Origin of the sequence: Phenylobacterium sp. (genome assembly GCF_016793225.1) — a bacterium.
Taxonomy (GTDB): Bacteria; Pseudomonadota; Alphaproteobacteria; order Caulobacterales; family Caulobacteraceae; genus Phenylobacterium.
The window spans coordinates 19,205-42,988 of the sequence record NZ_JAEUMN010000069.1; the positions used below are offsets into that span (position 1 = coordinate 19,205).

The 23,784-nt window shown below is 70.6% G+C and carries 23 protein-coding genes; 18 read left to right on the forward strand and 5 right to left on the reverse strand.

Annotated elements, in window-relative coordinates:
- Nucleotides 1-540, forward strand: a complete 540-nt coding sequence (locus JNK30_RS07525; RefSeq protein ID WP_293481443.1) for a hypothetical protein — start codon at nt 1-3, stop codon at nt 538-540.
- 74 nt (nt 541-614) lie between these two features.
- Here JNK30_RS07525 and JNK30_RS07530 read toward each other — a convergent pair whose 3' ends face one another.
- Nucleotides 615-1,712: a phosphatidylinositol-specific phospholipase C1-like protein gene (locus JNK30_RS07530; RefSeq protein WP_293481444.1), complete on the reverse strand. Its 1,098-nt coding sequence runs from the start codon at nt 1,710-1,712 to the stop codon at nt 615-617.
- A gap of 347 nt (nt 1,713-2,059) precedes the next feature.
- Here JNK30_RS07530 and JNK30_RS07535 point away from each other — a divergent pair, with 347 nt between their 5' ends.
- From JNK30_RS07535 to JNK30_RS07550, 4 genes are all read left to right on the forward strand, one after another.
- A complete protein-coding gene (locus JNK30_RS07535; RefSeq protein ID WP_293481445.1) occupies nt 2,060-2,650 on the forward strand; it encodes a PEP-CTERM sorting domain-containing protein in 591 nt (196 codons plus the stop codon).
- A gap of 106 nt (nt 2,651-2,756) precedes the next feature.
- A complete protein-coding gene (locus JNK30_RS07540; RefSeq protein WP_293481446.1) occupies nt 2,757-3,416 on the forward strand; it encodes a PEPxxWA-CTERM sorting domain-containing protein in 660 nt (219 codons plus the stop codon).
- Nucleotides 3,417-3,544: 128 nt separating this feature from the next.
- Nucleotides 3,545-4,870, forward strand: coding sequence for an adenylosuccinate lyase (purB, locus tag JNK30_RS07545; RefSeq protein WP_293481447.1), 1,326 nt, complete (start codon nt 3,545-3,547; stop codon nt 4,868-4,870).
- 64 nt (nt 4,871-4,934) lie between these two features.
- On the forward strand, nt 4,935-5,240 hold the full coding sequence (locus JNK30_RS07550) for an MmcQ/YjbR family DNA-binding protein (RefSeq protein ID WP_293481489.1): 306 nt from the start codon (nt 4,935-4,937) through the stop codon (nt 5,238-5,240).
- Nucleotides 5,241-5,368: 128 nt separating this feature from the next.
- Here the strand turns inward: JNK30_RS07550 and JNK30_RS07555 are convergent, their stop codons facing one another.
- Nucleotides 5,369-5,692 (reverse strand): DUF1476 domain-containing protein, encoded by a 324-nt coding sequence (locus JNK30_RS07555; protein ID WP_293481448.1) that lies wholly within the window; start codon nt 5,690-5,692, stop codon nt 5,369-5,371.
- 235 nt (nt 5,693-5,927) lie between these two features.
- Between JNK30_RS07555 and purC the strand changes: the two genes are divergently transcribed.
- From purC to JNK30_RS07590, 7 genes are all read left to right on the forward strand, one after another.
- Nucleotides 5,928-6,683: a phosphoribosylaminoimidazolesuccinocarboxamide synthase gene (gene purC / locus JNK30_RS07560; protein ID WP_293481449.1), complete on the forward strand. Its 756-nt coding sequence runs from the start codon at nt 5,928-5,930 to the stop codon at nt 6,681-6,683.
- Entirely contained in the window at nt 6,683-6,922 is a 240-nt protein-coding gene (gene purS, locus JNK30_RS07565; protein ID WP_293481450.1) for a phosphoribosylformylglycinamidine synthase subunit PurS, read from the forward strand. The genes purC and purS overlap by 1 nt, the downstream gene beginning before the upstream one ends.
- Nucleotides 6,923-6,924: 2 nt before the next feature.
- Complete coding sequence (locus tag JNK30_RS07570; RefSeq protein WP_293481451.1) at nt 6,925-7,311, forward strand: hypothetical protein; 387 nt, start codon at nt 6,925-6,927, stop codon at nt 7,309-7,311.
- A complete protein-coding gene (locus JNK30_RS07575; protein WP_293481452.1) occupies nt 7,308-7,793 on the forward strand; it encodes a DUF3291 domain-containing protein in 486 nt (161 codons plus the stop codon). The genes JNK30_RS07570 and JNK30_RS07575 overlap by 4 nt, the downstream gene beginning before the upstream one ends.
- Nucleotides 7,794-7,844: 51 nt before the next feature.
- Nucleotides 7,845-8,507: a phosphoribosylformylglycinamidine synthase subunit PurQ gene (purQ, locus tag JNK30_RS07580; RefSeq protein ID WP_293481453.1), complete on the forward strand. Its 663-nt coding sequence runs from the start codon at nt 7,845-7,847 to the stop codon at nt 8,505-8,507.
- A 309-nt stretch (nt 8,508-8,816) separates the two neighbouring features.
- Nucleotides 8,817-9,908 carry a trypsin-like serine protease gene (locus JNK30_RS07585; RefSeq protein ID WP_293481454.1) on the forward strand — a complete coding sequence of 364 codons (1,092 nt, stop codon included), beginning with the start codon at nt 8,817-8,819 and terminating at the stop codon, nt 9,906-9,908.
- A 149-nt stretch (nt 9,909-10,057) separates the two neighbouring features.
- Nucleotides 10,058-11,491 (forward strand): MFS transporter, encoded by a 1,434-nt coding sequence (locus JNK30_RS07590; protein WP_293481455.1) that lies wholly within the window; start codon nt 10,058-10,060, stop codon nt 11,489-11,491.
- 24 nt (nt 11,492-11,515) lie between these two features.
- On the opposite strand, the gene JNK30_RS07595 is transcribed toward JNK30_RS07590, so the two are convergent.
- The gene (locus tag JNK30_RS07595) at nt 11,516-12,799 is read right to left on the reverse strand and encodes a phytanoyl-CoA dioxygenase family protein (protein WP_293481456.1); all 1,284 of its coding nucleotides are present in this window, start codon (nt 12,797-12,799) and stop codon (nt 11,516-11,518) included.
- A gap of 144 nt (nt 12,800-12,943) precedes the next feature.
- Here JNK30_RS07595 and JNK30_RS07600 point away from each other — a divergent pair, with 144 nt between their 5' ends.
- Entirely contained in the window at nt 12,944-13,987 is a 1,044-nt protein-coding gene (locus JNK30_RS07600; protein WP_293481457.1) for a phosphotransferase, read from the forward strand.
- A gap of 39 nt (nt 13,988-14,026) precedes the next feature.
- Nucleotides 14,027-14,800, forward strand: a complete 774-nt coding sequence (locus tag JNK30_RS07605) for an SDR family NAD(P)-dependent oxidoreductase (protein ID WP_293481458.1) — start codon at nt 14,027-14,029, stop codon at nt 14,798-14,800.
- A 34-nt stretch (nt 14,801-14,834) separates the two neighbouring features.
- Here the strand turns inward: JNK30_RS07605 and JNK30_RS07610 are convergent, their stop codons facing one another.
- Together JNK30_RS07610 and JNK30_RS07615 are read right to left on the reverse strand one after the other, a co-directional pair.
- Nucleotides 14,835-16,421, reverse strand: a complete 1,587-nt coding sequence (locus tag JNK30_RS07610; protein ID WP_293481459.1) for an amidohydrolase — start codon at nt 16,419-16,421, stop codon at nt 14,835-14,837.
- 61 nt (nt 16,422-16,482) lie between these two features.
- Nucleotides 16,483-17,301 (reverse strand): phosphatase PAP2 family protein, encoded by an 819-nt coding sequence (locus tag JNK30_RS07615; protein ID WP_293481460.1) that lies wholly within the window; start codon nt 17,299-17,301, stop codon nt 16,483-16,485.
- A gap of 128 nt (nt 17,302-17,429) precedes the next feature.
- Here JNK30_RS07615 and JNK30_RS07620 point away from each other — a divergent pair, with 128 nt between their 5' ends.
- From JNK30_RS07620 to JNK30_RS07635, 4 genes are all read left to right on the forward strand, one after another.
- Nucleotides 17,430-18,398: an endonuclease/exonuclease/phosphatase family protein gene (locus JNK30_RS07620; protein ID WP_293481461.1), complete on the forward strand. Its 969-nt coding sequence runs from the start codon at nt 17,430-17,432 to the stop codon at nt 18,396-18,398.
- A gap of 58 nt (nt 18,399-18,456) precedes the next feature.
- Nucleotides 18,457-20,652: a phosphoribosylformylglycinamidine synthase subunit PurL gene (gene purL, locus JNK30_RS07625; RefSeq protein ID WP_293481462.1), complete on the forward strand. Its 2,196-nt coding sequence runs from the start codon at nt 18,457-18,459 to the stop codon at nt 20,650-20,652.
- The gene (locus JNK30_RS07630) at nt 20,652-21,827 is read left to right on the forward strand and encodes an alanine racemase (RefSeq protein WP_293481463.1); all 1,176 of its coding nucleotides are present in this window, start codon (nt 20,652-20,654) and stop codon (nt 21,825-21,827) included. The genes purL and JNK30_RS07630 overlap by 1 nt, the downstream gene beginning before the upstream one ends.
- A 120-nt stretch (nt 21,828-21,947) precedes the next feature.
- Nucleotides 21,948-23,753 (forward strand): ABC transporter ATP-binding protein, encoded by a 1,806-nt coding sequence (locus tag JNK30_RS07635; RefSeq protein WP_293481464.1) that lies wholly within the window; start codon nt 21,948-21,950, stop codon nt 23,751-23,753.
- The last annotated feature ends 31 nt before the right edge of the window (nt 23,754-23,784 follow it).

A 23,784-nucleotide genomic window follows, 5' to 3' on the forward strand; every position in this document is an offset into this window, starting at 1 on the left:
ATGCGTGTCTTGCTGAGTTTGCTGGCCGGCGGCCTCATCGCCGCCCCGGGCCTGAGCTTCGCCCAGGAGATCCAGGCGCAGAACGTTCAGGCGCAGGAAATCCCGGCGCCGGCCGGAACGACCGCGGCGTTTGCGCCGCTTCCCGTCATCGAGGCGACCGCGCCGGCTGCCGAGCCGGCCTCCGCCAAGCCCGCGCCTGCGCCCGTGGAGGGCGCGGCGGCGCCTGCGCTCGACACCCCGACCGCCGTCGCGCCGGTGCTGGTGCAGGCGGGAGGCGACAACGGGGTCAAGCAGACGATCGGCACGACCCTCGGCGGGGTCGTCGGCGGCCTCGCGGGCGCGGCGGCGGCGGGCCCGGTGGGCAAGTTCGCGGGCGGCTTCGTCGGCAAGCGCCTGGCGCGCGGCATCTTCGGCGGCGACGACATCCCGGACGTGAAGACCGTCCCGGTGGATCCGGCCCAGGTGGCCGCCAACTCGGCCGCGGCCGTCGCGACGCCGGCCGTCGCCGAGGCGCCGGCGACTGCGCCGGTCCGCGAATAGCCTCAACGCCCGGTCATCCTGGCGAAGGCCGGAAACTGTTGAAATCGCTGATCTCGAGCGGAGGCTGAACCCAGCTAGCGCCCGGGCGGCTCCACCGGCGACAGCCGGGCCGCGACGCCCCCGGGCACGCGCGCCACGTAGGGCCCGAAGCGGGCGTCAGGCTGCATGTAGTCCGTCGACACGTACTGCGCGCCCGAGGCGAAGGCCGCCGTCTGACGGCTGGTGTCGCCGGCCCGCGCCTCGCGCGTATCCGCGTCCGCGCGCGTGCGCACGATGAGCCCGGCCCGCACCGCGGCGGCGATCCGCTCGCGCTGCGTCTGCGGCTCGTTCAGGGTGATGTAGCCGGCCGCCGGCGAGCTCTCGTCGATGTTGACGAAGGCGACCCGCCCTTCGAGCACGCGGCGCTGCTCCCGGTAGCGGGCCACCTGATCCGGCGGGTAGTCGAGGGCGAACATGACCCGGCCGCGCGCCGCCTTGAGGCGAGGCCAGGCCCCGGCCGCCGCGGCCTCGCGGAGGGTGGCGTGCCGGCCCTGCACCTGGTCCGGGGTGATGAGCGCCGCTTCGGGGAAGACCGAGCGGATCTCGCGGTCGATCGCGTCCATGCCGGCGGCGTCGAACCGCGGCGCCACCGTGGCGCCCGGCAGCGAGAGCCCCCCTTCCTTGAGGTTGAGGATCACCAGGATCGGAACGTGCCCGGGATGCGCCTTCGACCAGGCGCGGATGTCCGAGAGGCAGTCCGTGAAGCGCGGACAGACCGAGCGGTAGTCGACCGAAGGCTCGTGAAGCACCTTGAGCCCGGGCAGCTTCAGGGGCGCGAAGTCGTAGGGCGCCTTCCCCTGCCCGCTCCGGTACCCGAGCGGATTGGCGTAGAGGCCCACCTGCGGGTCGTAGACGATGTCGAGCTCGAGCTGGCGGGCGCCGGCGTCCAGCTGGCGGGGCAGCGGCGGGTGGCTGTAGTCGATGGCGTCGGCTTCCTTCGGGTTCACCGCCCGGATCAGCGCGAACTCGTTGGGCGCGATGGCCATCTTGTAGCTGTTGTGGGTGCCGATCACCTGGATCGCGTTCATCGGCAGCCGGTCGACCACGGCTCGCGTGCACCCCGCCTCGCCGGATGGACGCTCGAGGTCGCAGGTGGCGGACACGGCCGCGGCGGCCAGAAGTGCGGCGATCATCGGTTCTCCTCGCGAGCGGCCCCAGACTAGGCGGGGCGGGACCTCCGCGGAAGCGGGCCATGCCGCGGGATCCGACCTGCCCCCCTCGCCGGAACCTGCACCACCGTCATGGTTGCAGACCACAACCCGCGCTTGACCCCTGCGTAGAGTTGTGAGCTTAACTATACTGTAAGTAGTATCTCCCGACGGCCGGAACCTTCGCTATGCCTGGTGGGTTGATGGCCCGTTGGGGGACCGACCGACTAGGAGTGGGGTTGACTATGCATCGGAGCTTCGTGCTCGCTTCCATCGCCTCGGCATTCGCCGTCGCCGCCGCGCCGGCTGCTTCGGCGGCCACCATGTTGAACATGAGCGCCTCGAATCTCTGCGGCGAGGGCGGCTGTTTCTCCGACACCACGCGGGTTCTGAGCCGCACCTGGTCCGCCAGCGAATTCCAGGGCCCCCTGTCCATCTCGTCGTTGTCCATCGACAAGGCGATGCTGGGCTCGATGCAGGACTACGCCGTTCGCGTCAGCTTCGTGGATGGCGCGGGCAAGACCGTCGCCAACTGGGGCTCGTACACCCTCGCCGTGCTTTCGGGCGACGTGGTGACGCTGGGCGGCGAGACCGTGAACTGGAACACCGCCGACGGCGACCTGACGCTGAAGCTCGAGCTGCTGATCCCCGACAAGGGCGGGGCCGGCGGCGGCGGGTTCGGCGGCTTCGGCGGCTTTGGCGGGGGCGGTTTCGCGACGGCCCCTGCGTTCGGAGGCGGGGATGGACCGGCCGGCCTCGGCCGCCTGACCTCGCCGCAGCTGCCGCCGCCGGCGCTGCAGAACATGCCGGCGTTGATCAGCGCCGCGGTGCCCGAGCCGGGCGCCTGGGCGCTCATGCTGATCGGTTTCATGGGCGCCGGGCACGCGCTCCGGAGCCGCCGCAGGGCGCCACTCCAGGTATAGTTAATTTTCTCCTACTCGGAGAACGGCGCTCGCTCCCCTGGGGCGAGCGCTTGTGATTCCACCCACGGTGGCGCTTCCTCGCCCCGAATGAACCGGGTGGATGGGGATGCCTCAGGTCCATAAGACGCTTCCGGCGCTCGCCGCCGTCGCCGCAATCGGCCTCGCCGCCGCGCCCGCCGGCGCGGCCACCACGCTCAATGTGGACTGGAACGAGGGCTGCGGCGCCACCAACTGCTTCCGCGACGGGCGCTACACCCACAGCTGGTCGGCGTCGAACGCCACCGGCCCGGTCAGCATCGGGCGCCTGCTGCTGGATCGCGGCATCCTGGGCGACCTCGACGGCCAGGTGTTCCGCCTGTCCTTCCAGCTGAATGGCGAGGAGCTGGGCAGCTGGGGCAGCTTCACCATGGCCGGCATCGGCGGCGACGAGCTGAACTTCTGGGGCCAGAACTTCACCTGGAACCCGCAGGACGGCGACCTCGTGCTGGTCCTCGAGATCGTGCCGCCGGCCAAGCCCGGCGTCGGCGGTCGCTCCGGGTTCGCCTCGGCGCCGCTCGAGTTCGGCGAAGGCCCGGGCGGCGACGGCTTCGAGGGCGGGAGCTTCGACGACGGCAACTTCGAAGATCCTCCCCCGGGGCGCGGCGGCGAGCCGCTGCCGACGCCCACCGGGGCGGTCCCAGAGCCCGCGACCTGGCTCCTGATGATCGGCGGCTTCGGCCTCGCCGGAGCGGCCCTGCGGCGTCGCCGCGCCGCCGTCGCCGCCTAGAGCGCGTTCGGATCGAGACACCCTCGAGGCTCGGCTGAGAGCCCCACCATCCCGTTCGGATCGTTCCGCCTGAACGGGCGAGGCTCTCGCGGGTTGACTCCCGCGGGGCGGCGCACGACACCCCCCGCATGATCCCCAGATACACCCGCAAGGAAGCCGCCGACGTCTGGAGCCCCCAGACGCGGTTCTCGATCATGTTCGAGATCGAGGCGCACGCGGCCGACGCCATGGCCGAGCTGGGCGTGATCCCGCGGGAAGCGGCCCGGGTGATCTGGGAAAAGGGCAAGGGCGTGATCTGGGACGCCGAGCGCATCGACGAGATCGAGCGCGAGGTGAAGCACGACGTCATCGCTTTCCTCACCCACGTCACCGAGATCGTCGGGCCCGAGGCGCGTTTCCTGCACCAGGGCATGACGTCGTCCGACGTCAACGACACGGCGCTCGCCGTGCAGCTCAGCCGCGCCACCGACCTCCTGATCGAGGACGTGGACATGGTGCTCTCGGCGCTGAAACAGCGCGCCTACGAGCACCGCCTGACCCCCTGCGTCGGCCGCAGCCACGGCATCCACGCCGAGCCGACCACCTTCGGCCTGAAGCTGGCGGGCCACTATGCCGAGTTTCAGCGCGCCAAGGAGCGTCTGGCCATGGCGAAGTTCGAGATCGCCACCTGCGCGATCTCGGGCGCGGTCGGCACCTTCGCCAACGTCGCGCCGCAGGTCGAAGCGCATGTCGCCGCGCAGATGGGCCTGGCCGTCGAGCCCGTGTCGACCCAGGTGATCCCGCGGGACCGGCACGCCGCCTACTTCGCCGCGCTGGCGGTGGTGGCGAGTTCGATCGAGCGGCTGGCCGTCGAGATCCGCCACCTGCAGCGCACGGAAGTCCTCGAAGCCGAGGAGCCATTCGATCCGGGCCAGAAGGGCTCGAGCGCGATGCCGCACAAGCGCAACCCGATCCTCACCGAGAACCTGACGGGTCTCGCCCGCCTGGTCCGCTCCGCCGTCGTGCCGGCGATGGAGAACGTGGCGCTGTGGCACGAGCGCGACATCAGCCACTCGTCGGTCGAACGCGGGATCGCTCCCGACGCCACCGTCCACCTCGACTTCGCGCTGCGGCGCCTGGCGAACGTGGTGCAGCGCCTGGTGATCTATCCCGAGAACATGGCGAGGAACCTCGACCGCCTGGGCGGGCTGGTGCACTCGCAGCGGGTCCTGCTGGCGCTGACCCAGAAGGGCCTCAGCCGCGAGGCGAGCTACGCGGCCGTCCAGCGCAACGCCATGAAGGTCTGGCGCGGCGAGGGCGCGTTCCTCGACTTCCTGAAGGCCGATCCCGAGGTGACGCTCAGCGAGGCCGAACTCGGCGAGCTCTTCGACCTGGGCTACCATTTCAAGAACGTCGACGTGATCTTCGCCCGAGTGTTCGGCGAGGAAGCGCACGCCAAGGCCGCCGCCGAGTAGGCCGCTCGACGGGGGCGCGGTCATTCCCACGACGATCGACGACCTGCGCCGGCTCGCCCTCGCCCTGCCCGGGGCCCACGAGGTGACCTACAAGGGTGACCCCTGGTTCAACGTGGGGGCGAAGAGCTTCGCGCTGGCCCTGGACGGGCGCGTCGTCATGAAGCTGGAGCGCGAGCGGCAGGAGCTGCTGTTCGAGATCCGGCCCGAGACCTTCTCCCGATGCCGTGTGGCCACCGCCTACTGGAGCTACGTGGAGCTCGCCAACATCGACGAGGCGGAACTCGCGGATCTGGTCCTCGAGGCCTGGACCCTGATCGTGCCGAAGAGGGTCAGCCGGGCCCACCTGGCGTCGCGCGACGATACGCCGTGACAGGCTCCTCGCCTGCGACCGCGGCGCGCGGCAGGGCCTCCCCCGGACAAGCCGGGGATAAGGGGCCGCGCGGGGATCGCGCCGGATAGCGGTGTCGACAGGCCTCGCCGGAAGCCTCTGCGGCGGGCCTACTTGCCGGCCTTGACGCCCTCGCGGGCCTGCGCGAGCAGCTCGGCCATCTTCATGCGGACCTCGCCCTCGGTGACGCTGACGCCGGCGCCCTTGAGGTCCTCGAAGACCTTGCGCAGCACGTCCTCGTCGCCGGGAAGTTCGAAGTCCGACTTCACGACGGCCTTGGCGTATTCGTCCACGTGCGGCCCTTCGAGGCCCATCAGTCCGGCCGCCCATTGGCCCAGAGCGCGGTTCCGGCGAGCGTGCGCCTTGAACTCCTGCTCCTGGTCCAGGGCGAACTTCTTCTCGAAGCCCTGTTCGCGTTCGTCGAAGGTCGTCATCGGATCCTGGGGGTAAACTCACGGAGCGGGCGATCCCATATCGTGCGACGACCCGACCCGCAATGGAAAGCGGCATCGCGGCGCGCGTTTGCGGAACCCGGGCGCATTCGCTATTTTTGCCACGCCTGAATGGGGGCGAGAGGCCGAGTCGGACCCGCGCGCGAAAGATCATCCGCGCGCGTTTTTCGTTCCGCCGACGCGGACTAGTCCTCGCCCCATGGAGAAGGCCTGAGACATGACCCGCCGCAAGAAGATCTACGAGGGCAAGGCCAAGATCCTCTATGAGGGCCCCGAGCCGGGGACCCTGATCCAGTACTTCAAGGACGACACCACGGCCTTCGACGCCACCAAGAAAGCCGTGCTCGAGGGCAAGGGCGTCATCAACAACCGCATCAGCGAGTTCATCATGATGAAGCTGAACTCGATCGGGGTTCAGAACCACTTCATCAAGCGGCTGAACCTCCGCGAACAGCTCATCAAGGAAGTCGAGATCATCCCGCTGGAGGTGGTGTGCCGCAACGTCGCCGCGGGCTCGCTCTCCACGCGCTACGGGCTGCCGGAAGGCCAGGCCCTGCCCCGCTCGATCATCGAGTTCTACCTGAAGGACGACAAGCTCCACGATCCGATGGTCTCGGAGGAGCACATCACGGCGTTCAACTGGGCCTCGACCCAGGAGATCGACGACATGATGGCCCTGACCCTGCGGGTGAACGACTTCCTGTCGGGCCTCTTCCTCGGGGTCGGCATCACGCTCGTCGACTTCAAGATCGAGTTCGGGCGAATCTGGGAGAACGACTACAGCCGGGTGATCCTGGCCGACGAGATCAGCCCCGACAGCTGCCGGCTCTGGGACACCCAGACCAACGAGAAGCTGGACAAGGATCGGTTCCGCCGAGACCTGGGCAATGTGATCGAGAGCTATACCGAGGTTGCGCGCCGCCTGGGGATCATGAAGGAGATGCCCACCGTGATTCAGGGAGGCCTCCACTAGTGCGCGCCAAGGTCCACGTGTTCCTGAAGCCCGGCGTCCTCGACGTGCAGGGCAAGGCGGTCGAGCAGGCGCTGCACGGCCTGGGATGGAACGGCGTCGAGCACGTCCGGGTCGGCAAGACGATCGAGTTCGACCTCGCGAGCGCGGACCGCGCGGCCGCCGAGGCCGAGGTCAAGGCCATGTGCGAGAAGCTGCTCGCGAACACGGTGATCGAAAGCTACCGGGTGGAGCTGGCCTAGGGATGCGGCGCCGAGCCGCGGTCGCCGCCGCCGTCCTGCTCGCCTCCTGCTCCAGTGGTCCTCAGGCGGACTCGCCGGTCGCCTACATGGACCTGGACTGCGCGCAGCCCTTCGAAGCCCAGGTCGCCGCGGTCACGGCCCAACCCAAGCTGGTTCCCGCGGGCGTGGTGGGCGCCGAGCCCTATCACTACTACTCCAGCGCCGACGGCCGGACCTCTTACCTGGTCACGCGGCCGGGCTCCCCGGCGCATCCGGCCATCGTCATCCAGCGCGCCGCCACGGGGATCCACACCTCGGGCTGCGCCTACGGCGACAAGGCGGCCTTCGCCGAGCTCATCGCCTATCTCGAGAGCCTGAAGACGTGGACCCGAAAGGGATCGACCCCATGAACGCGTGGAACCTGGCGCAGATCAACGTCGGCCGCCTGCGAGCCCCGATCGACGACCCGATGATCGCGGACTTCGCGTCCAGTCTGGACCGCATCAATGCGCTGGCCGACGGCGCCCCTGGCTTCGTGTGGCGCCTGGTGGGCGCGGGGGGCGACGCCACCGACATCCAGCCAAGCGCGGACGACCCGAACCTGATCGTCAACATGAGCCTGTGGCGCGACCTCGACGCTCTCGCCGCCTTTGTCTACCGCTCGGACCACCGGAGCGTGATGCGCCGCCGCGCCGAGTGGTTCGAGAAGATGGACGTCTACATGGCCCTCTGGTGGACGCCCGCCGGTCACACGCCGAGCGTCGAGGAAGGCCTCGCGGCCCTGGAACGCCTGGAGCGCCTCGGCCCCACGCCGGCGGCCTTCACCTTCCGCGCCCCCTACCCCGCGCCGGATGGCCGGCCCGCGGCGCCGGTCCTGGACGTCTGCGCCTGAGGCCGTTCTGCCGCCTCGCGCGGTCGGTCAAACAATGCTAACGCGCGCGGCATGAAAGCCGCCGTCATCGTCTTCCCGGGATCGAACTGCGACCGCGACTGCAAGGTGGCCATCGAGCGGTCGACCGGCGCGCACGTGGACATGGTCTGGCACGGCGAGACCACGCTGCCCGACGGCGTCGATCTCGTGGTCCTGCCGGGCGGCTTCTCGTACGGCGACTACCTGCGTTGCGGCGCCATGGCGTCACTCTCGCCGATCATGGCCGACGTGAAGGCCGCCGCCGGGCGCGGGGTCGCAACCGTCGGCATCTGCAACGGCTTCCAGATCCTCTGCGAAGCGGGCCTGCTCCCAGGCGCCCTGCTGCGCAACGAGAGGTTGAAGTATGTCTGCAAGCCGGTGGCGCTTGAAGTCACCAACAGCCAGACGCGCTTCACCGCGGGCTACCAGGGCCGCCGGCAAGCCATGATGACGGTCGGCAATGGCGAGGGAAATTTCTTCGCGGACGAAGCCACGCTCGACCGCCTCGAAGGGGAAGGCCAGGTGGTCTTCCGCTACGTCTCGAATCCCAACGGCTCGGCCCGCGACATCGCCGGAATCATCAACGGAGCCGGGAACGTACTCGGGTTGATGCCGCATCCCGACCGGGCCTTCGAGTCCGACCTGGGCTCCGCCGACGGCGCCATACTCTTCCAGAGCGTGTTCGCGAGCGCCTGAGGCGAAATCCGGCTGCGTTTGCGCAACTGTCGGGCGAAAATTTCCCCTGCCACGTGACTTTGTTGACGAGGTCTTGACGTGGGCCTCGCCGCAACGTGAAGTGGAGGTCACACTGCGTTTGTGGGGGTAACAATGTCACAATATGAGCTTGGCCGAGCCCTCGGGCTCGCCATTGGTGTCGGCAGTGCGTTGGCGGCGGCATCGGTCGCGCACGCACAGACCGTCTCGGGCGGCCGCGACGGCCTCAGCTTCGTCGCATCGTCGAGAGCGTCCGCCGAAGCCAACAGCATCAGCGGCGAACGGGACGGCATGACGTGGACCGCCACCAGCCGCATCATCGGCGTGACGCCGACCGGGGCCGGAACGATCGTGATTCCGCCCTCTCCGACTGTCCGCCTCGGTCCGGGCGGCGACGCGACCTACCTGCCTGACCCCGCGCAGCACAGCGGCGTCGCGGCGCTGATCATGCAGTACAGCAACGGCAGCGCCTTCATCTGCTCGGGAAGCCTCCTCAGCGACCGCCGCTCGATCGCCACCGCGGGCCACTGCGTGAGCAGCGGCGGCGGCGTCGACGCGGATCTCGTCAGCACCACGGCCTACTTCTGGGACTACTCGACGCAGGGCGACGAGCGGGTTCCCTTCAACCCGGCCGCGACCGCGGTCGACGTCTCTCAGTACTTCGTGAACCCGGAGTACACCGGCGAGGTCATCGACCAGAACGACATCGCCATCCTGCGCCTCGCTGAATCGGCGCCCGCCTTCGCCCAGAGCTACGAGCTCTATGACAACGGCGACCTGACCGGCACGGACTTCAATGTCGCCGGCTATGGCGGCCGTTCGGAGGTCGGCGGCAACTTCGGCGTCTCGACGCTGCCGAGCACCGGCTTCCTGCGCGAAGGCGACAACACCTACGACTACCGCTGGGGCGACGCGGCCTTCGGCGGCTTCTTCACCGACATCATCGCCGGCGAGAACTTCTTCGGGACGGCCGAGATCGACTTCTCCTTCGTCTCCGACTTCGACAACGGCCTCGCCGCGCAGGACAAGTCCTGCCGCATCGCCGCGGCGGTCGGGGCTCCCTCCGGCTTCGGGTGCGACAGGGGCCTCGGCGCTCGTGAAGCCGGCGTCGCCGGCGGCGACTCCGGCGGGCCCGGGTTCGTGGGCGGCAAGCTCGCCTCGATCAACTCGTACGGCCTGACGTTCGGGACCGGCTTCGGCGATATCCGCGCCGGCCTGAACTCCAGCTTCGGCGAGTACAGCGGCTATGTGCCGATCTACATCCACACCGACTGGATCGCCGGTGTGGTCCCCGAGCCCTCCACCTGGGCCCTGATGATCGGCGGCTTCGGCCTGGCCGGCAGCGCGCTGCGCCGCCGCCGCCCGGCGCTCGCCAAGGCCTGATCGTCCATCACGTCGAGAATGGCGCCGCCGGTCCCGCACCGGCGGCGTTTTTCTTTGGGCGGCGCGCGAAGGCGCCCGGCCACCTTGCCTCCCGGGCGAAAAGCAGGGCGGATAGGATCCGCCGCGCCAGGCGCCCTGGGGAATGAATCATGACCGCGCACAGCGCGACCGAAGAGCCGCGCGGCCACATCACCGGCTTCGGGTCGCGGCCCTATCGCAGCTACGTGCTCACGGCGCTGCTCTTCATCTACATCCTGAACTTCGTCGACCGCGCGCTGCTGTCGGTCGTAGCCCCGCAGATGAAGCCGGAACTCGGCATCTCGGACACGGCGTTCGGGCTCCTGACCGGCTTCGGCTTCGCCCTGCTCTACACCCTGGTGGGCATCCCGCTCGCCCAGATCTCCGAGACCCGGCACCGGGTCTGGATCATGTCGATCTGCGTCGCCCTCTGGTCGCTGATGACGGCGCTCTGCGGGCTCGCCGCGCCGATCACCATCGGCTCGATCACGATCGGCGCCTTCTGGGTCCTGCTCGCCTGCCGCGTCGGCGTGGGCATCGGCGAGGCGGGCTGCACGCCCCCGGCCAACTCGCTGATCGCCGACTACTATCCGCCGAAGTCGCGCGCGACGGCGCTCGGCTACTACGCCATGGGCGTGACCCTGGGCACGGTGCTGGCCAACCTCATCGGGGGACCCGCCACCGACGCCTTCGGCTGGCGCATGGCCTTCCTCATCGTGGGCCTGCCCGGCATCCTGGTGGCCGTCGTCCTGAAGCTGACGGTGCGCGAGCCGCCCCGCGGCTTCACCGACCCGCCCGGCACGCCGCGCCGCGAGCGGGTGCGCTTCGCCGACGCCATGGCCGAGATCACCTCGAAGCGCTCGTTCTGGACCATGGCCGTCGCCGCCACCATCGCCGCCTTCTGCGGGTACGCGATCAACACCTTCCAGTCGCTCTTCCTGAACCGCACCTTCGGCCTCTCGGCCGGCGAAGCCGCCGTGCTCATCAACGTGCCGGTGGGGATCATCGCCGCCTTCGGCACCTTCGCCACGGGCTGGCTCGCCGAACGCCTGACGCCGCGCTTCCCGAACGCCATCGCCTGGCTGCCGGGGTGGGGCATGCTGCTGAGCGTGCCCTTCTACCTGCTGGCCTTCACGACCCAGAACCTCTGGCTCTGCGCGGCCGGGCTCTGCATCGGCGGCGCGCTCAAGTACTCCTACCTCACCGGCCAGTACACGATCGGCCAGGGCGTGGTCACCGCCCAGGCGCGGGCGGTGGCGATCGCCATCCTGCTGTTCGTGGTGAACCTGCTGGGCTACGGGCTGGGGCCGCTGTTCATGGGTGCGCTGAGCGACCTCTTGTTCTCGCTGCAGGTGGCCGGCCTGGGCGCGCCCGACCTCGCGCGCGAGGCGTGCGAGACGGCTGCGCGCGCCCGTCTGTCGCCTGAGCTGCGGTCGGTGTGCGAGATCGCGAACCCGCAGAGCCTCCAGCGTTCGATGCTCATCACGTCCGCCATCTACGGCGTCGGCGGCGTTTTCTTCCTGATCACCTGCCGCACGCTGCAGAAGGACATGGTCGCCCGGTAGCCCGGGCGGCTTGCGGCGGGCCGCTCAGCTCACCAGCGCGGCCAGGTCCTGTCCCGCCGGCGCCTCGCCCTGCCCCAGGATCTCGCGCTTCTTCGCGTCGTTGAACGCCTGCAGGCGGGCCATGTAGGCGAACCGGCCGTAGTCGCGGCCCGCGGCGCTCATCTTGTCGAACCAGTCGTCCTCACCCAGCATTTCGCCCAGGCGCGGCGGATTGCGGTGGAGCATCTGCACGTCCGTCTTCCTGGGTTCCAGGCTGCGCAGGATGCCGCGGTTGAAGTGGCTGTGGATGGTCACCCGCTCGCCCGCCTCGGTCCGGTCGCCCTGCCAGTGCCAGACGCCGTGGTGGAAGTAGACCACGCTGCCCTTGGGCATCTCGACGGGGACGCCTTGGTTGTGCCCCTCGCCCGGCCGGGGCGGCCGGCGATGCTTGTGGCTCCCCGGCACGATCCAGGTCGGACCGCTGGCGACGGTCCAGTCCTCCAGCGCCCAGACGCCCACGCCCGTGAGCGAGAACTCCGGATAGGGCTCGGGGACGTGGGCGTAGTCCGTGTGCATGGGGATGAAGCCCGGCCCGGGCCCGCGCCGGATCGCCGAGATCGAGGCGATCACCGCGCCGCGCCCCAGCGAGGCGTCGATCAGGGTCATGAGCAGCGGGTTCTGCACGAGCTGTTCGAACTCGCGCCCGTGATAGGTCATCCAGTTCAGCGTCGTGGCCTGGTGCTGGGTCAGGGTGCGGAGCGTCGCCTCGCGCACCTGGTCCGCGAACGTCTCGGAGATCGCCCGCTCGATCACCGTGTAGCCCTGCTCCTCCATCTCGCGGATGTGGCGCGTCAGGCCCTGGCGTCGGGCGCGGTGCTCGAGGTCCGGATTCTCGACGGTGCGGCGGCCCATGTCGTCATGGAACGTCCCCATCAGGCGGACCGCGCTTTCGGGCATGCCGCCGGCGCCGCCGAAGCGGATCGCGTCGGGACCGAACACCGTCCGGATCTCCCGCAGCATGGCGTCCACCGCGCCCGGGGCCTGCAGCCCCACCACCTGGGCCGCCATGAGCGCGGCCTGATAGTCGCCCTCGCAGGTGGCGGCCGCCGAGGCGTCGAAGCCCCGCGCCACGGACACCTCCTGCCCATCCCAACGGACCGTCCAGCTCGCGACGTCCTCGGGCAGGCCGAGGTGAGGCGGCGCATCCGTCATCCGCTCCGAGACCGAGAACGGCTCGCCGAGGCGGTCTCGCCGGGTTTCGAACCACGTCCGCGCCTCCGCCAGCCAGGCGTCGGACATGAACTCGAAGTGGTGCGGCAGGGTATGCATCGGCGTCCTCCCAGGCGGTTCTTGGGACCGCTCCATCGGAGAGTCCGCGCCTTCCGCGAGGGGAGGTCAACCGATCAACGGCCGCTGCCGCCTCACGCAAAACCGCCTGGACTGCCGCTACGGCGGCAGGCCACGGTCCGCGCCATGAGCGATGACCTTCCCGTCCGCGACGTCCTGCCCGCCCACCGCTTCGACGAGGCGCGCCTCGCGGCGTGGATGGCGGCCAACGTCGACGGCTACCGCGGCCCCCTGGTGGTCAAGCAGTTCCAGGGCGGCGCCTCGAACCCGACCTTCCTGCTGACCGACGCCACCGGCCACCGCTACGTGCTGCGCAAGAAGCCGCCGGGCCAGCTGCTCGCCTCCGCCCACCAGGTCGACCGCGAGTACCGCGTGATGAAGGCCCTCGACGGCCAGATCCCCGTGCCGAAGATGCGGGCGCTCTGTGACGACGATCAGGTGATCGGCGCGACCTTCTACGTGATGGACTACCTGCAGGGCCGCATCTTCCGTGACGCCACCCTGCCCGGCCTGTCGCCGAAGGACCGGGCCGAGATCTACGACGACCTCAACGCCACCCTCGCCAGGCTGCACAAGGTGGATTTCGAGGCGGTGGGCCTCGGCGACTACGGCCGGCCCGGCAACTACTTCGAGCGCCAGGTCGCCCGCTGGACCCGCCAGTACGAGGGCGCCAAGACCGAAGAGATCCCGGCGATGGACGCGCTCATCGAGAAGCTGCCGGCGCGCATCCCGGCCGACCAGTCGGTCTCGATCGCGCACGGGGACTACCGGCTCGAGAACGTCATGTACCACCCCACGGAGAACCGCATCATCGCGGTGCTCGACTGGGAGCTTTCCACCATCGGCCACCCGCTGGCCGACATCGCCTACAACGCCTTCATCTGGCGCTCGCACTCCCCGGGCTGGGGCAGCCTGGACGGCGTCGACTTCGCGACCAGCGGGATCCCGACCGAGGCCGAGTACGTGGCGAAGTACTGCGAGCGCACCGGCCGCGGCGAAATCCCGGACTGGCCGTTCCTGATGGCGTTCTCGATCTTCCGCCTCGCCTCGATCAGCCAGGGCGTCTACCGCCGCATCCTCTCGGGCAACTCGGCCCGCGAAAGCGAGGCGATCAACGGCTGCGGGGCGCTGGCGGAGCAGGCCCTGGCGATCCTGGAAGGGCGCGAGTAGCGCCGACGCCCCGCCGCACCGTCATCGTGGAGAGACAGAATGGACCTGGGGCTCAAGGACAAGGTCATCTTCATCGCCGGCGCCAGCCGCGGCATCGGTCTGGGCATCGTGGAGGCCTGCCTGGCCGAAGGCGCCAGGCTCGCCATCACCGCCCGCGGCGCCGAGGCGCTGGAGGCCGAGCGCGCGCGGCTGGCGGATATCCATGGCGCCGATCGCCTGCTCGCGATCAGCGGCGACATGCGCGACACCAAGGTGATCGAGGACGCCGTCGCCCGCACGGAGGCCGAGCTCGGGCCGATCTTCGGCGCCGTGGCCAACGTCGGCCTCTATCCCTGCCCGCCCGGCTTCGAGGTGGATGACGAGACCTGGGACGCGGGCTTCACCCAGAACCTCGACAGCGCCTGGCGGCTCGCCCGCACCGCGCTCCGCGTCATGACGCCCCGCGGAGAGGGCTCGGTGCTCCTGATCAGCTCGATCGCCGGCCTGGGCGCCCTCGGAACCGCCATGACCTACGGCACCGCCAAGGCGGCCATGAACCACATGACCAAGGAGCTCGCGCGCATCGCCGGCTCGAAGAACGTCCGCGTCAACGCCATCGCGCCGGGCAACATCATCTTCCCGGGCGGGACCTGGGAGGCCAACGCCACGGGCCCGCGCGCCGAGGCCTGGGCCCGCTGGATCAAGCGCGAGGTGCCGCTGAACCGCTACGGCAAGCCCGAGGAGATCGGCGCGGCCGCGGCCTTCCTGCTCAGCCCCGCAGCCAGCTTCATCACGGGCGCGGTGGTCCCGGTGGACGGCGGGCAGACGCGGTAGGCGATCCTCCGCCCACCCGCGCCGGCCCGGACGATCAGGGCTTCGGCGGCGTCAGCTCGGGGAACCTGATCCCCAGCTGGTCCAGGTAGGTCGGGTGCTTCGAGGCGTCGTAGTAGAGAGGCCGCATCCGGTCCCTGAACTGCGCCATGATGTCGGCGTTCCGCTCGATCATCGGCTTGTCGCCCGGCCCGATGACCGGGACGTACTTGCCCTCCTTGGGCTGCTCGGTCTCGAAGTAGGCCTTGGCTGCGGGGATCAGCTTCGGGTCCAGCAGCAGGTCCAGCGCCGTCATCGCCGCCACCTTGCCCCCGGCCACCACGCCCTTGTGCGCGATCGGGGTCGCCATCGAGATGGCGTTGGCCCAGTTGTGGCCCGGCAGGCTGGGGATGTTCGACGGATAGAGCAGGACCACGGTCGGCACGGTCCACGAGATGTCGCCGATGTCGTCCGAGCCGCCGCTCACCGGCGGATCGGCCGGCGCGCTCAGCGGCTCGAGCCTGGTCGCCAGGCCCTTCTCCTCGCCGCCGACCAGCTTCTGCACCGCGCGGGCGAAGGTCTGCTCGTCCGGGGTCCAGGTCGGCAGGCCCACCTTGTCGATGTTGGCCTTCATCGCCAGGGCTATCGGCTTGTTGAAGTGCCGCGGGGCCGCCGTCCCCACGATGCGCCGGGTCACGGTGGTGTCGGTCATCTGCGCCGCAGCGTCGGCGATCCGGTTTCCGAGGGCGAAGTTCCGGGAGATGTTCTCGAAATCGATCTCGCGGAAGAAGTACCAGACGCTGGCCTTCGAGGGCACCACGTTGGGCTGGTCGCCGCCGTCCGAGATCACGTAGTGCGAGCGCTGCAGCGGCCGCAGGTGCTCGCGGCGCATGTTCCAGCCCAGGTTCATCAGCTCGACCGCGTCCAGCGCGCTCTTGCCGCGCCAGGGCGCCATGGCCGAGTGCGCGGACTCGCCGCTGAAGGTGTACTCGACCGAGACCAGCCCGGTGCCCAGCGGACGGCCCCAGCTGGTCTGCAGGTTGTCGCTCACATGTGTGAAGATCGCGGCGTCGACGTCCTTGAACATGCCGTCGCGCACGAACCAGGCCTTGGCCCCCACCAGCTCCTCGGCCACGCCCGGCCACAGCATCAGCGTGCCGGGGATCTTCTCCCGGGCCATGATGTCCTTCAGCGCGAGGGCGGCGAGGATGTTCACCGCCTGGCCCGAGTTGTGTCCCTCGCCGTGGCCCGGCGCGCCTTCCACCATCGGCTTCCGATAGGCCACGCCCGGCGTCTGGCTCGCCTTGGGGATGCCGTCGATGTCGCTACCGAAGGCGATCACCGGGCCGCCCGACCCCTGGGTCCAGGTGGCGGTCCAGGCCGTCGGCATGCCGGAGACCCCGCGCGTGACGGTGAAGCCGTTCTTCTCCAGGAGATCGGTGAGATAGCGGGAGGTCTCGACCTCCTGGTAGCCCAGCTCGCCGAAGCTGAAGACGGTGTCGACGATCACCTGGCCCAGCTTGGCCTGCGACTCGACCTTGGCCGCCGCCTCGGCCTTCAGCTTCGCCGCCGAGGGCGCGGCCGATGCGCCGCCTCCGAACGCGACCGCCGCGATGCAAGCCGCCGCCAGGATGCTTCCGCGCATGGTTGTCCCCCCTCGCCTCGCGCCGAACGGACACGAGGCGCCGGCGGAAATCAAGCGGCGCTCATCCGCCGGCCAGCGCCGCGGCCTCGGCTGCGCAATCGCGCGTCGGACGCTTCCCCGCCTGCCGCGCAGCCAGGATCTCGGCCCGCGCCGCCTCGAGGTCGGTGCGGAACTCGGGGACGGCCTGCAGCCTGGCGACGGTGGCCGCGCCCATCACGCGCCCCTCTTCGACGTCGCTCAGCCAGTGGACGTTGCAGATCAGCCGGCTGTGCCCGAACGCCCGGCCGCGCGCGAGGATCTGTTCGGCCCGCTCGGGCGCCGCCGCGGCGATGATGAGCCCCCAGCCCCAGCCGATGGCGCTGTGGCCCGAGGGGTAGGAACCGTCCCGGCGCAGGACCGCATCGTAGGCCGGCGTGCACATCGCCGTGCCGGTGGCCGCGAACGGGCGGGTGCGCAGGTACTTGGTCTTGGTGGGATAGGTGGAGCCGCCCATGTCGATCAGGCTGCGGCGCAGGAGGGCGTAGAGCCTCGGCGTGGAGGCCTGGCTGATGTCCACGTCGGCGGCGCACGAGAAGGCCTGCACCGCCGCCGGGGTGCTGAGGTCGGCGTCGAGGGTGGCGATCTCCCAGCGCGGTCCGGTGCGCACCGCCGCCCGGTTCGCCTCTTCGTCGCGAGCGAGCGCCGCGGACCCGGGTTGCGGAGGCGGCGGCACCAGCGCCAGGCTGCTGGGCGCGCCGCCGCGCGGAAGGTAGCCGGATGGGGCGGCGGCCGGAGCCGGCGCCGTCGTGTCCTGCGCCATCGGCGCCGCCGTCGGCTGGGTCGCCGAGATCAGGCCCAGGGCGGCGATCGCCACCGTCATGCTCGCAACCCGCCGCGTCATTCCGCTCTCCCGTTCATCGTCGCGGGTGGGATAGCCGAATTCCGATCCCAAGCCCACGGGGCGCGCCAAGCCTTGCCGTGGCCGCCGCGCCCGCGCCATGCTCGCGGACGCCGAGCCGGAGCGCGCCGATGCCGCAGATCACCGATCCGCCGCCGCAGGCGGTGCTGGACGACCTTTCCGCCCTCGCGCCGCGGATGGCCCACGTGCCGCCGAAGACGGCGGGCAACCTCCTCATCGCGACCTGGAACATCCGGGCCTTCGGCGACCTGACGCTGAAGTGGGCGAGCGCCGAGGGCGATTCGCCCCGACGCGACCTCCACGCCGCCGTCCTGATCGCCGAGATCCTCTCCCGCTTCGACGTGATCGCGGTCCAGGAGGTCAAGGCCAACCTCCGCGCCCTGCGCCATGTGCTCAAGAAGATGGGCCCGCGCTGGGGCTTCGTGATGACCGACGTCACGCGCGGCGACCCGGGCAACGGCGAGCGCCTCGCCTTCATCTTCGACAGCGAGCGGGTGAAGCTCTCGGGCCTGGCCTGCGAACTTGTCGTGCCGGAGGACCTCAACGACCCGCTCGCCGACCCGGCCAACGCCTTCCAGCGGCAGTTCGTCCGCACGCCCTACGCCGTCAGTTTCCTGGCCAACGGCAAGACCTTCGTGCTCGTCACCCTGCACGTGAACTACGGCGCCGGACCGTCGGACCGGGTCGGCGAACTGCGCGCCATCGCCAGGTGGCTGCGGAACTGGGCCGAGCAGATGGACGACTACGGCCAGAACCTGATCTGCATGGGCGACTTCAACATCGATCGCCGCGACGACCCGCTGTGGCAGGCGTTCACCTCGACGGGGCTCACGCCCGCCCCTGGCCTCGAGCGGATCCCACGGACCCTGTCGTCGTCGCTGGACAAGCCCGACCTCGGGAGCTTCTTCGACCAGATCGCCTGGTTCCAGACGGTCAAGGGCAAGCCCTACCTGACGCTCGATTTCCGCCAGGCCGGGGGCATCGACTTCCAGGGCGCGGTGCTGACGGGACTGAACCGCAACCAGCTCTCCTGGCGGATCAGCGACCACTACCCCCTGTGGGTGGAGTTCGGCGTGTGAGCGGCCGCGGCGGTCGCCCCCTCGCCCTTGCGGGAGAGTCCCGCTAGAAGCCGCGTCCATGAGCGCCGCCCCCGCCAAGACCATGGCCGAAAAGGCCGCCGAATACGGCCTGAAGCCCGACGAGTACGACCTGATCGTCAAGCGGCTGAACCGCGAGCCCAACGACGTGGAGCTGGGCGTGTTCTCGGTCATGTGGTCCGAGCACTGCAGCTACAAGTCCAGCCGCAAGCACCTGGGCAAGTTCCCGACCAGCGGCCCGAAGGTGATCCAGGGACCGGGCGAGAACGCCGGGGTCATCGACATCGGCGACGGTCAGGCCTGCATCTTCAAGATGGAGAGCCACAACCACCCCAGCTTCATCGAGCCCTATCAGGGCGCGGCGACGGGCGTCGGCGGCATCATGCGCGACGTCTTCACCATGGGGGCGCGGCCGATCGCGCTCCTGAACGCGCTGCGCTTCGGAGACCCGTCCCACCCCAAGACCAGGCGGCTGGTGTCCGGCGTCGTCGCCGGCATCGGCGGCTACGGCAACTGCGTGGGCGTGCCCACCGTGGCGGGCGAGACCAATTTCCACCGCGGCTACGACGGCAACATCCTGGTCAACGCCATGTGCGTGGGCCTGGCCGACGCCGACAAGATTTTCTACTCGGCGGCGCCGGCCGCCGGGCTGTCGGTGGTCTACTTCGGCTCGAAGACCGGGCGCGACGGCATCCACGGCGCCACCATGGCCTCGGCCGAGTTCAGCGAGGACGCCGAGGAGAAGCGCCCGACCGTCCAGGTCGGCGACCCCTTCGCCGAGAAGCTGCTGATCGAGGCCACGCTGGAGCTGATGGCGTCGGGCGCCGTGGCCGCCATCCAGGACATGGGCGCAGCCGGCCTCACCTCCTCGTCGGTCGAGATGGCCGGCAAGGGCGGCGTCGGCATCGAGCTCGACCTCGACGCCGTGCCCCAGCGCGAAGAGGGCATGACCGCCTACGAGATGATGCTTTCGGAGAGCCAGGAGCGGATGCTCGCCATCCTGAAGCCCGGCCGCGAGCGCGACGGCCACGCCATCTTCGAGAAGTGGGGCCTGGACGCCGCCATCATCGGCCGGACCACCGACACCGGCCATCTGGTCCTGAAGCACCACGGCGAGACCGTCGCCGACGTCCCGCTGGCGCCGCTGTTCGACGACGCGCCGCTCTACGACCGCCCGTGGACCGCCCCGGTCCCGCCGCCGCGCCTCACGCTGGCCGACGTCAACGAGCCCGGCGACCTCAAGGCCGCCGTGCTGAAGCTGATGTCCTCGCCCGACATGGCGTCCAAACGCTGGCTCTGGGAACAGTACGACCGCCACGTCATGGCCGACACGCTGGAGGACTCGGCCACCGGCGCCGACGCCGGCGTCGTCCGCGTGCACGGCACGAGGAAGGCGCTCGCCGTCACCTCGGACGTGACGCCCCGCTATGTCCAGGCCGACCCCTTCGAGGGCGGCAAGCAGGCCGTGGCCGAGGCCTGGCGCAACCTGACCGCCGTGGGCGCCACGCCCATCGCCATCACCGACAACCTCAACTTCGGCAACCCTGAGCGGCCCGAGATCATGGGCCAGATCGTCCGCGCCATCGACGGCATGGCGGAGGCCTGCCGCGCCCTCGACTTCCCGGTCGTGAGCGGCAACGTCAGCCTCTACAACGAGACCAACGGCGCGGCCATTCCGCCCACCCCCGCCGTGGGCGGCGTGGGCCTGATCGCGGACTCCGCGAAACGCGCCGACTTCTCCAACCTCAAGGCAGGCGACGTGCTGGTCCTGGTCGGCGCGACGCGCGGGGAGCTGGGCGCCTCGATGTACCTGCGCGAGGTCGCCGGCCGCGAGGACGGCGCGCCGCCGCCGGTCGACCTGGCGCTCGAGAAGACCACCGGCGACCTCGTCCGCGGCCTGATCGAGGCGGGCGCGCTGCGGACTGTCCACGACCTTTCGGACGGCGGCCTCGCCGCGGCGGTCTGCGAGATGTGCCTGGCCTCCGACGTCGGCTGCGAGCTGCGGCTGGAAGGGCCCGCCTGGGTGGCCCTGTTCGCCGAGGATCAGGCCCGCTACCTGGTGGCGCTGAACGACCCGACCCCCGTCCTGCAGGCGGCCCGCGCCGCCGGCGTCCCCGCCGCCATCCTGGGCGAGGCCGGAGGCGCGGCCATCGTCGTGGAGGGCGCCTTCGACCTGCCGCTGGACGAGCTTCGCGCCGCGCACGAGGGCTGGATGCCGGCCTACATGGGCGACTGATGCCGCCGGGGGCGCAAGAGGTCGCCGACCGCCTGGGCCCCCTCGCCGCCCGGCCGCACATCGCCGCGGCCCTGCAGACGCTGGGCGAACCGGGCTCGGCCCAAGCGATCCCGACGCCCGCCGCCGTGATCGACCTGGCCGCCTTCGACCGCAACGTGGCCCAGATGGCCGCGCGGGCGGCGCAGGCGGGCCTTGCCCTTCGGCCCCACGCCAAGTCCCACAAGTGCGCGGCCCTCGCCCGCCGACAGCTGGCCGCCGGGGCCGTCGGCGTCTGCTGCGCCAAGCTCGCCGAGGCCGAAGCCCTGGCCGCCGAGGGGATCGGCCGGATCCTCGTCACCTCCCCCGTCGCGGGCTCGCTGAACGCGGCCCGGGCGGCGCACCTCGCGGCCACCCTGCCGGACTTCCGGATCGCGATCGACCACCCCGACGCCGCCGCCGAGCTGGCGGCCGCGGCCCGCACGCCGATCCAGGTGATCATCGACGTGGACGTGGGCCTGAGCCGCACGGGCGTGCATGACGCCGCCCAGGCGGCCGCGGTCGCCCGCGCGGTCCTGGCCCAGCCCGCCCTGCGTCTCCTGGGCGTCCAGGGCTACGGCGGGAACTGGCAGCACATGGAAGGCGCGAACGCGCGCGCCAGCGCCGTCGCCGCCGGCATGGAGACGCTGCTGGCCGCCATCGCCGCCATCCGCGCCGCCGGCGGCACGGTGGACGTCGTCACGGGCGGCGGCACCGGCACCTTCGCCGCCGACGCCGCGCAGGGGGTCCTGAACGAGGTCCAGCCCGGCTCGTACGCCTTCATGGACCGGGAGTACCGCGAGGCGCTCGGAAGCGACCCGGAGGGCGCCTACGAGCAGGCGGCGACCATCGTCTCCACCGTGATCTCCGCCAACCACCCGAGGTGGGTGACGGTCGACGCCGGGCTGAAGGCCTTCTCCACCGAGGGGCCCATGCCGGTCCCGCTGTCTCCCAGGTTCGCGGGCTGCGCCTACCGCTTCTTCGGGGACGAGCACGGCCTGCTCATGCGCCCGGAAGCCGCCGTCGCCCGCGGCGAGCGGGTGGCCTTCGCGCCCGGCCACATCGACCCCACGCTCGACCGCTACGACGTCTTCCACCTCGTGGAGGACGACGTGCTCGTCGACATCGTCCGCGTCGAAGCCCGCGGCGCGTCGCAGTAGCCAGGCCGCGGCGGCGCAGGCATAGTCGGCGCCTCGTGAACCCGGTCCGGGAGAGCCAGATGAAAACCGCCATGTCCCCGACGAAAGGAGATCCCATCCACATCCAGGACATGACGTTCCATGCTCACTCGACCCGGGAGGGCCCCGGCCGACGCCGCGACTGACGCCCCCTCGTTCCGCGCCCCGCCGACCGCGCGGGCGCGCAAGTTCCTCTCCTACTACCGGCCGCACCTGCCGCTGCTGGCGGCCGACCTCGGCTGCGCGATCCTCGTGGCGGGCGCCGCCCTGGCCTTCCCCCTCGCCGCGCGCTGGGTGACCCAGCGCCTGGCCGACGCCGGCGCCACGCCGGCGGTGCTGCCCGACATCTACCTGGCGGGCGGCGCCATGCTGCTCCTGCTGGCGGCGCAGGTGCTGGCCACCCTCTTCGTCGACTACCAGGGCCACGTCATGGGCGCGAAGATGGAGGGCGCGCTGCGCAAGGACCTCTTCGAGCACTGCCAGAAGCTGTCGTTCTCCTTCTACGACCGCCACCGGGTCGGCCAGCTGATGAGCCGCATCACCAACGACCTGCACATGCTGGGCGAGCTCTACCACCACGGCCCCGAGGACCTGGCCATCGCGGCGCTCAAGTTCGGAGGCGCCGTCGCCATCCTGGCGCTCCTGGATCTGCCCCTGACCCTCGTCATCCTGGCGGCGACGCCGTTCGCGGTGGCCTACGCGCTGCACTTCAACCGGCGCATGGGCGCGGCCGTGGCGCGATCGCGCGAGCGTATCGGCGCGATCAACGAGCAGGTGGAGGACTCGCTGGCGGGCATCCGCGTCGTGAAGTCGTTCGCCAACGAGGCGCTCGAGACCCGCCGCTTCGACGCCGCCAACGCCGAGTTCCTGGCGAGCCGCCGCGAAGGCTATCTCAGCGAGGCCTATTTCTCGGTCGGCGCGCTGGCCTTCGGCCAGCTCCTCACGCTGGCCGTCATCGTCGGCGGCGCGGCGCGCGTCGTTCAGGGCGGCCTTTCCGTCGGCGACCTGCTGGCCTTCCTGCTGTGCGTCGCCGTGCTGGTGGATCCCGTCCAGAGGCTCGCCAACTTCGCACGGCTCTGGCAGCAGGGCTGGACGGGCTTCACGCGCATGATGGAGATCCTGGACGTCCGGCCCGACATCCAGGATCGGCCCGGCGCGCAGCTGATCGGCCGGGCGCGCGGCGCGATCAGCTTCCGCGACGTGGGGTTCCGCTACGAGGATCACGGGCCGCAGGTGCTGTCCGGGGTCTCGTTCGATGTCCGCCCGGGCGAGTTCGTCGCCCTGGTCGGCGCGTCGGGCGTCGGCAAGAGCACGCTGTGCGCCCTCATCCCGCGCTTCTACGAGGTCAGCGACGGCGAGATCCGCATCGACGGGACCGACGTGCGCGACATCACGCTGGACTCGTTGCGCCGCAACGTCGGCGTCGTGCAGCAGGACGTCTATCTCTTCGCCGGCACGGTGGCCGACAACCTGCGCTACGGGCGTCCCGACGCGTCCGACGCCGAACTGGAGGCCGCCGCCCGGGCCGCGAACGCGCACGGCTTCATCTCGGCGCTGCCGAAGGGATACGCCACCGACATCGGCCAGCGCGGGGTCAAGCTGTCCGGAGGCCAGAAGCAGCGGCTGACCATCGCGCGCGCCTTCCTCAAGGACCCGCCGATCCTGATCTTCGACGAGGCCACCAGCGCCCTCGACAACGAGAGCGAGCGGGCGGTCCAGACGGCGCTCCTGGAGCTGGCCCGGGCGCGCACCACGCTGGTGATCGCCCATCGCCTGTCCACCGTCCGCCACGCCGACCGCATCCTGGTGCTGAGCGACGGCGGCATCGTCGAGTCCGGAACCCACGACGCGCTGATCGCGCGGGACGGGCCCTACGCCCGGCTCTACAGCGTGCAGGCCAGCTTCTGAGCGGCTAAGGTCTCGCCTGGAGGCCAGTCGG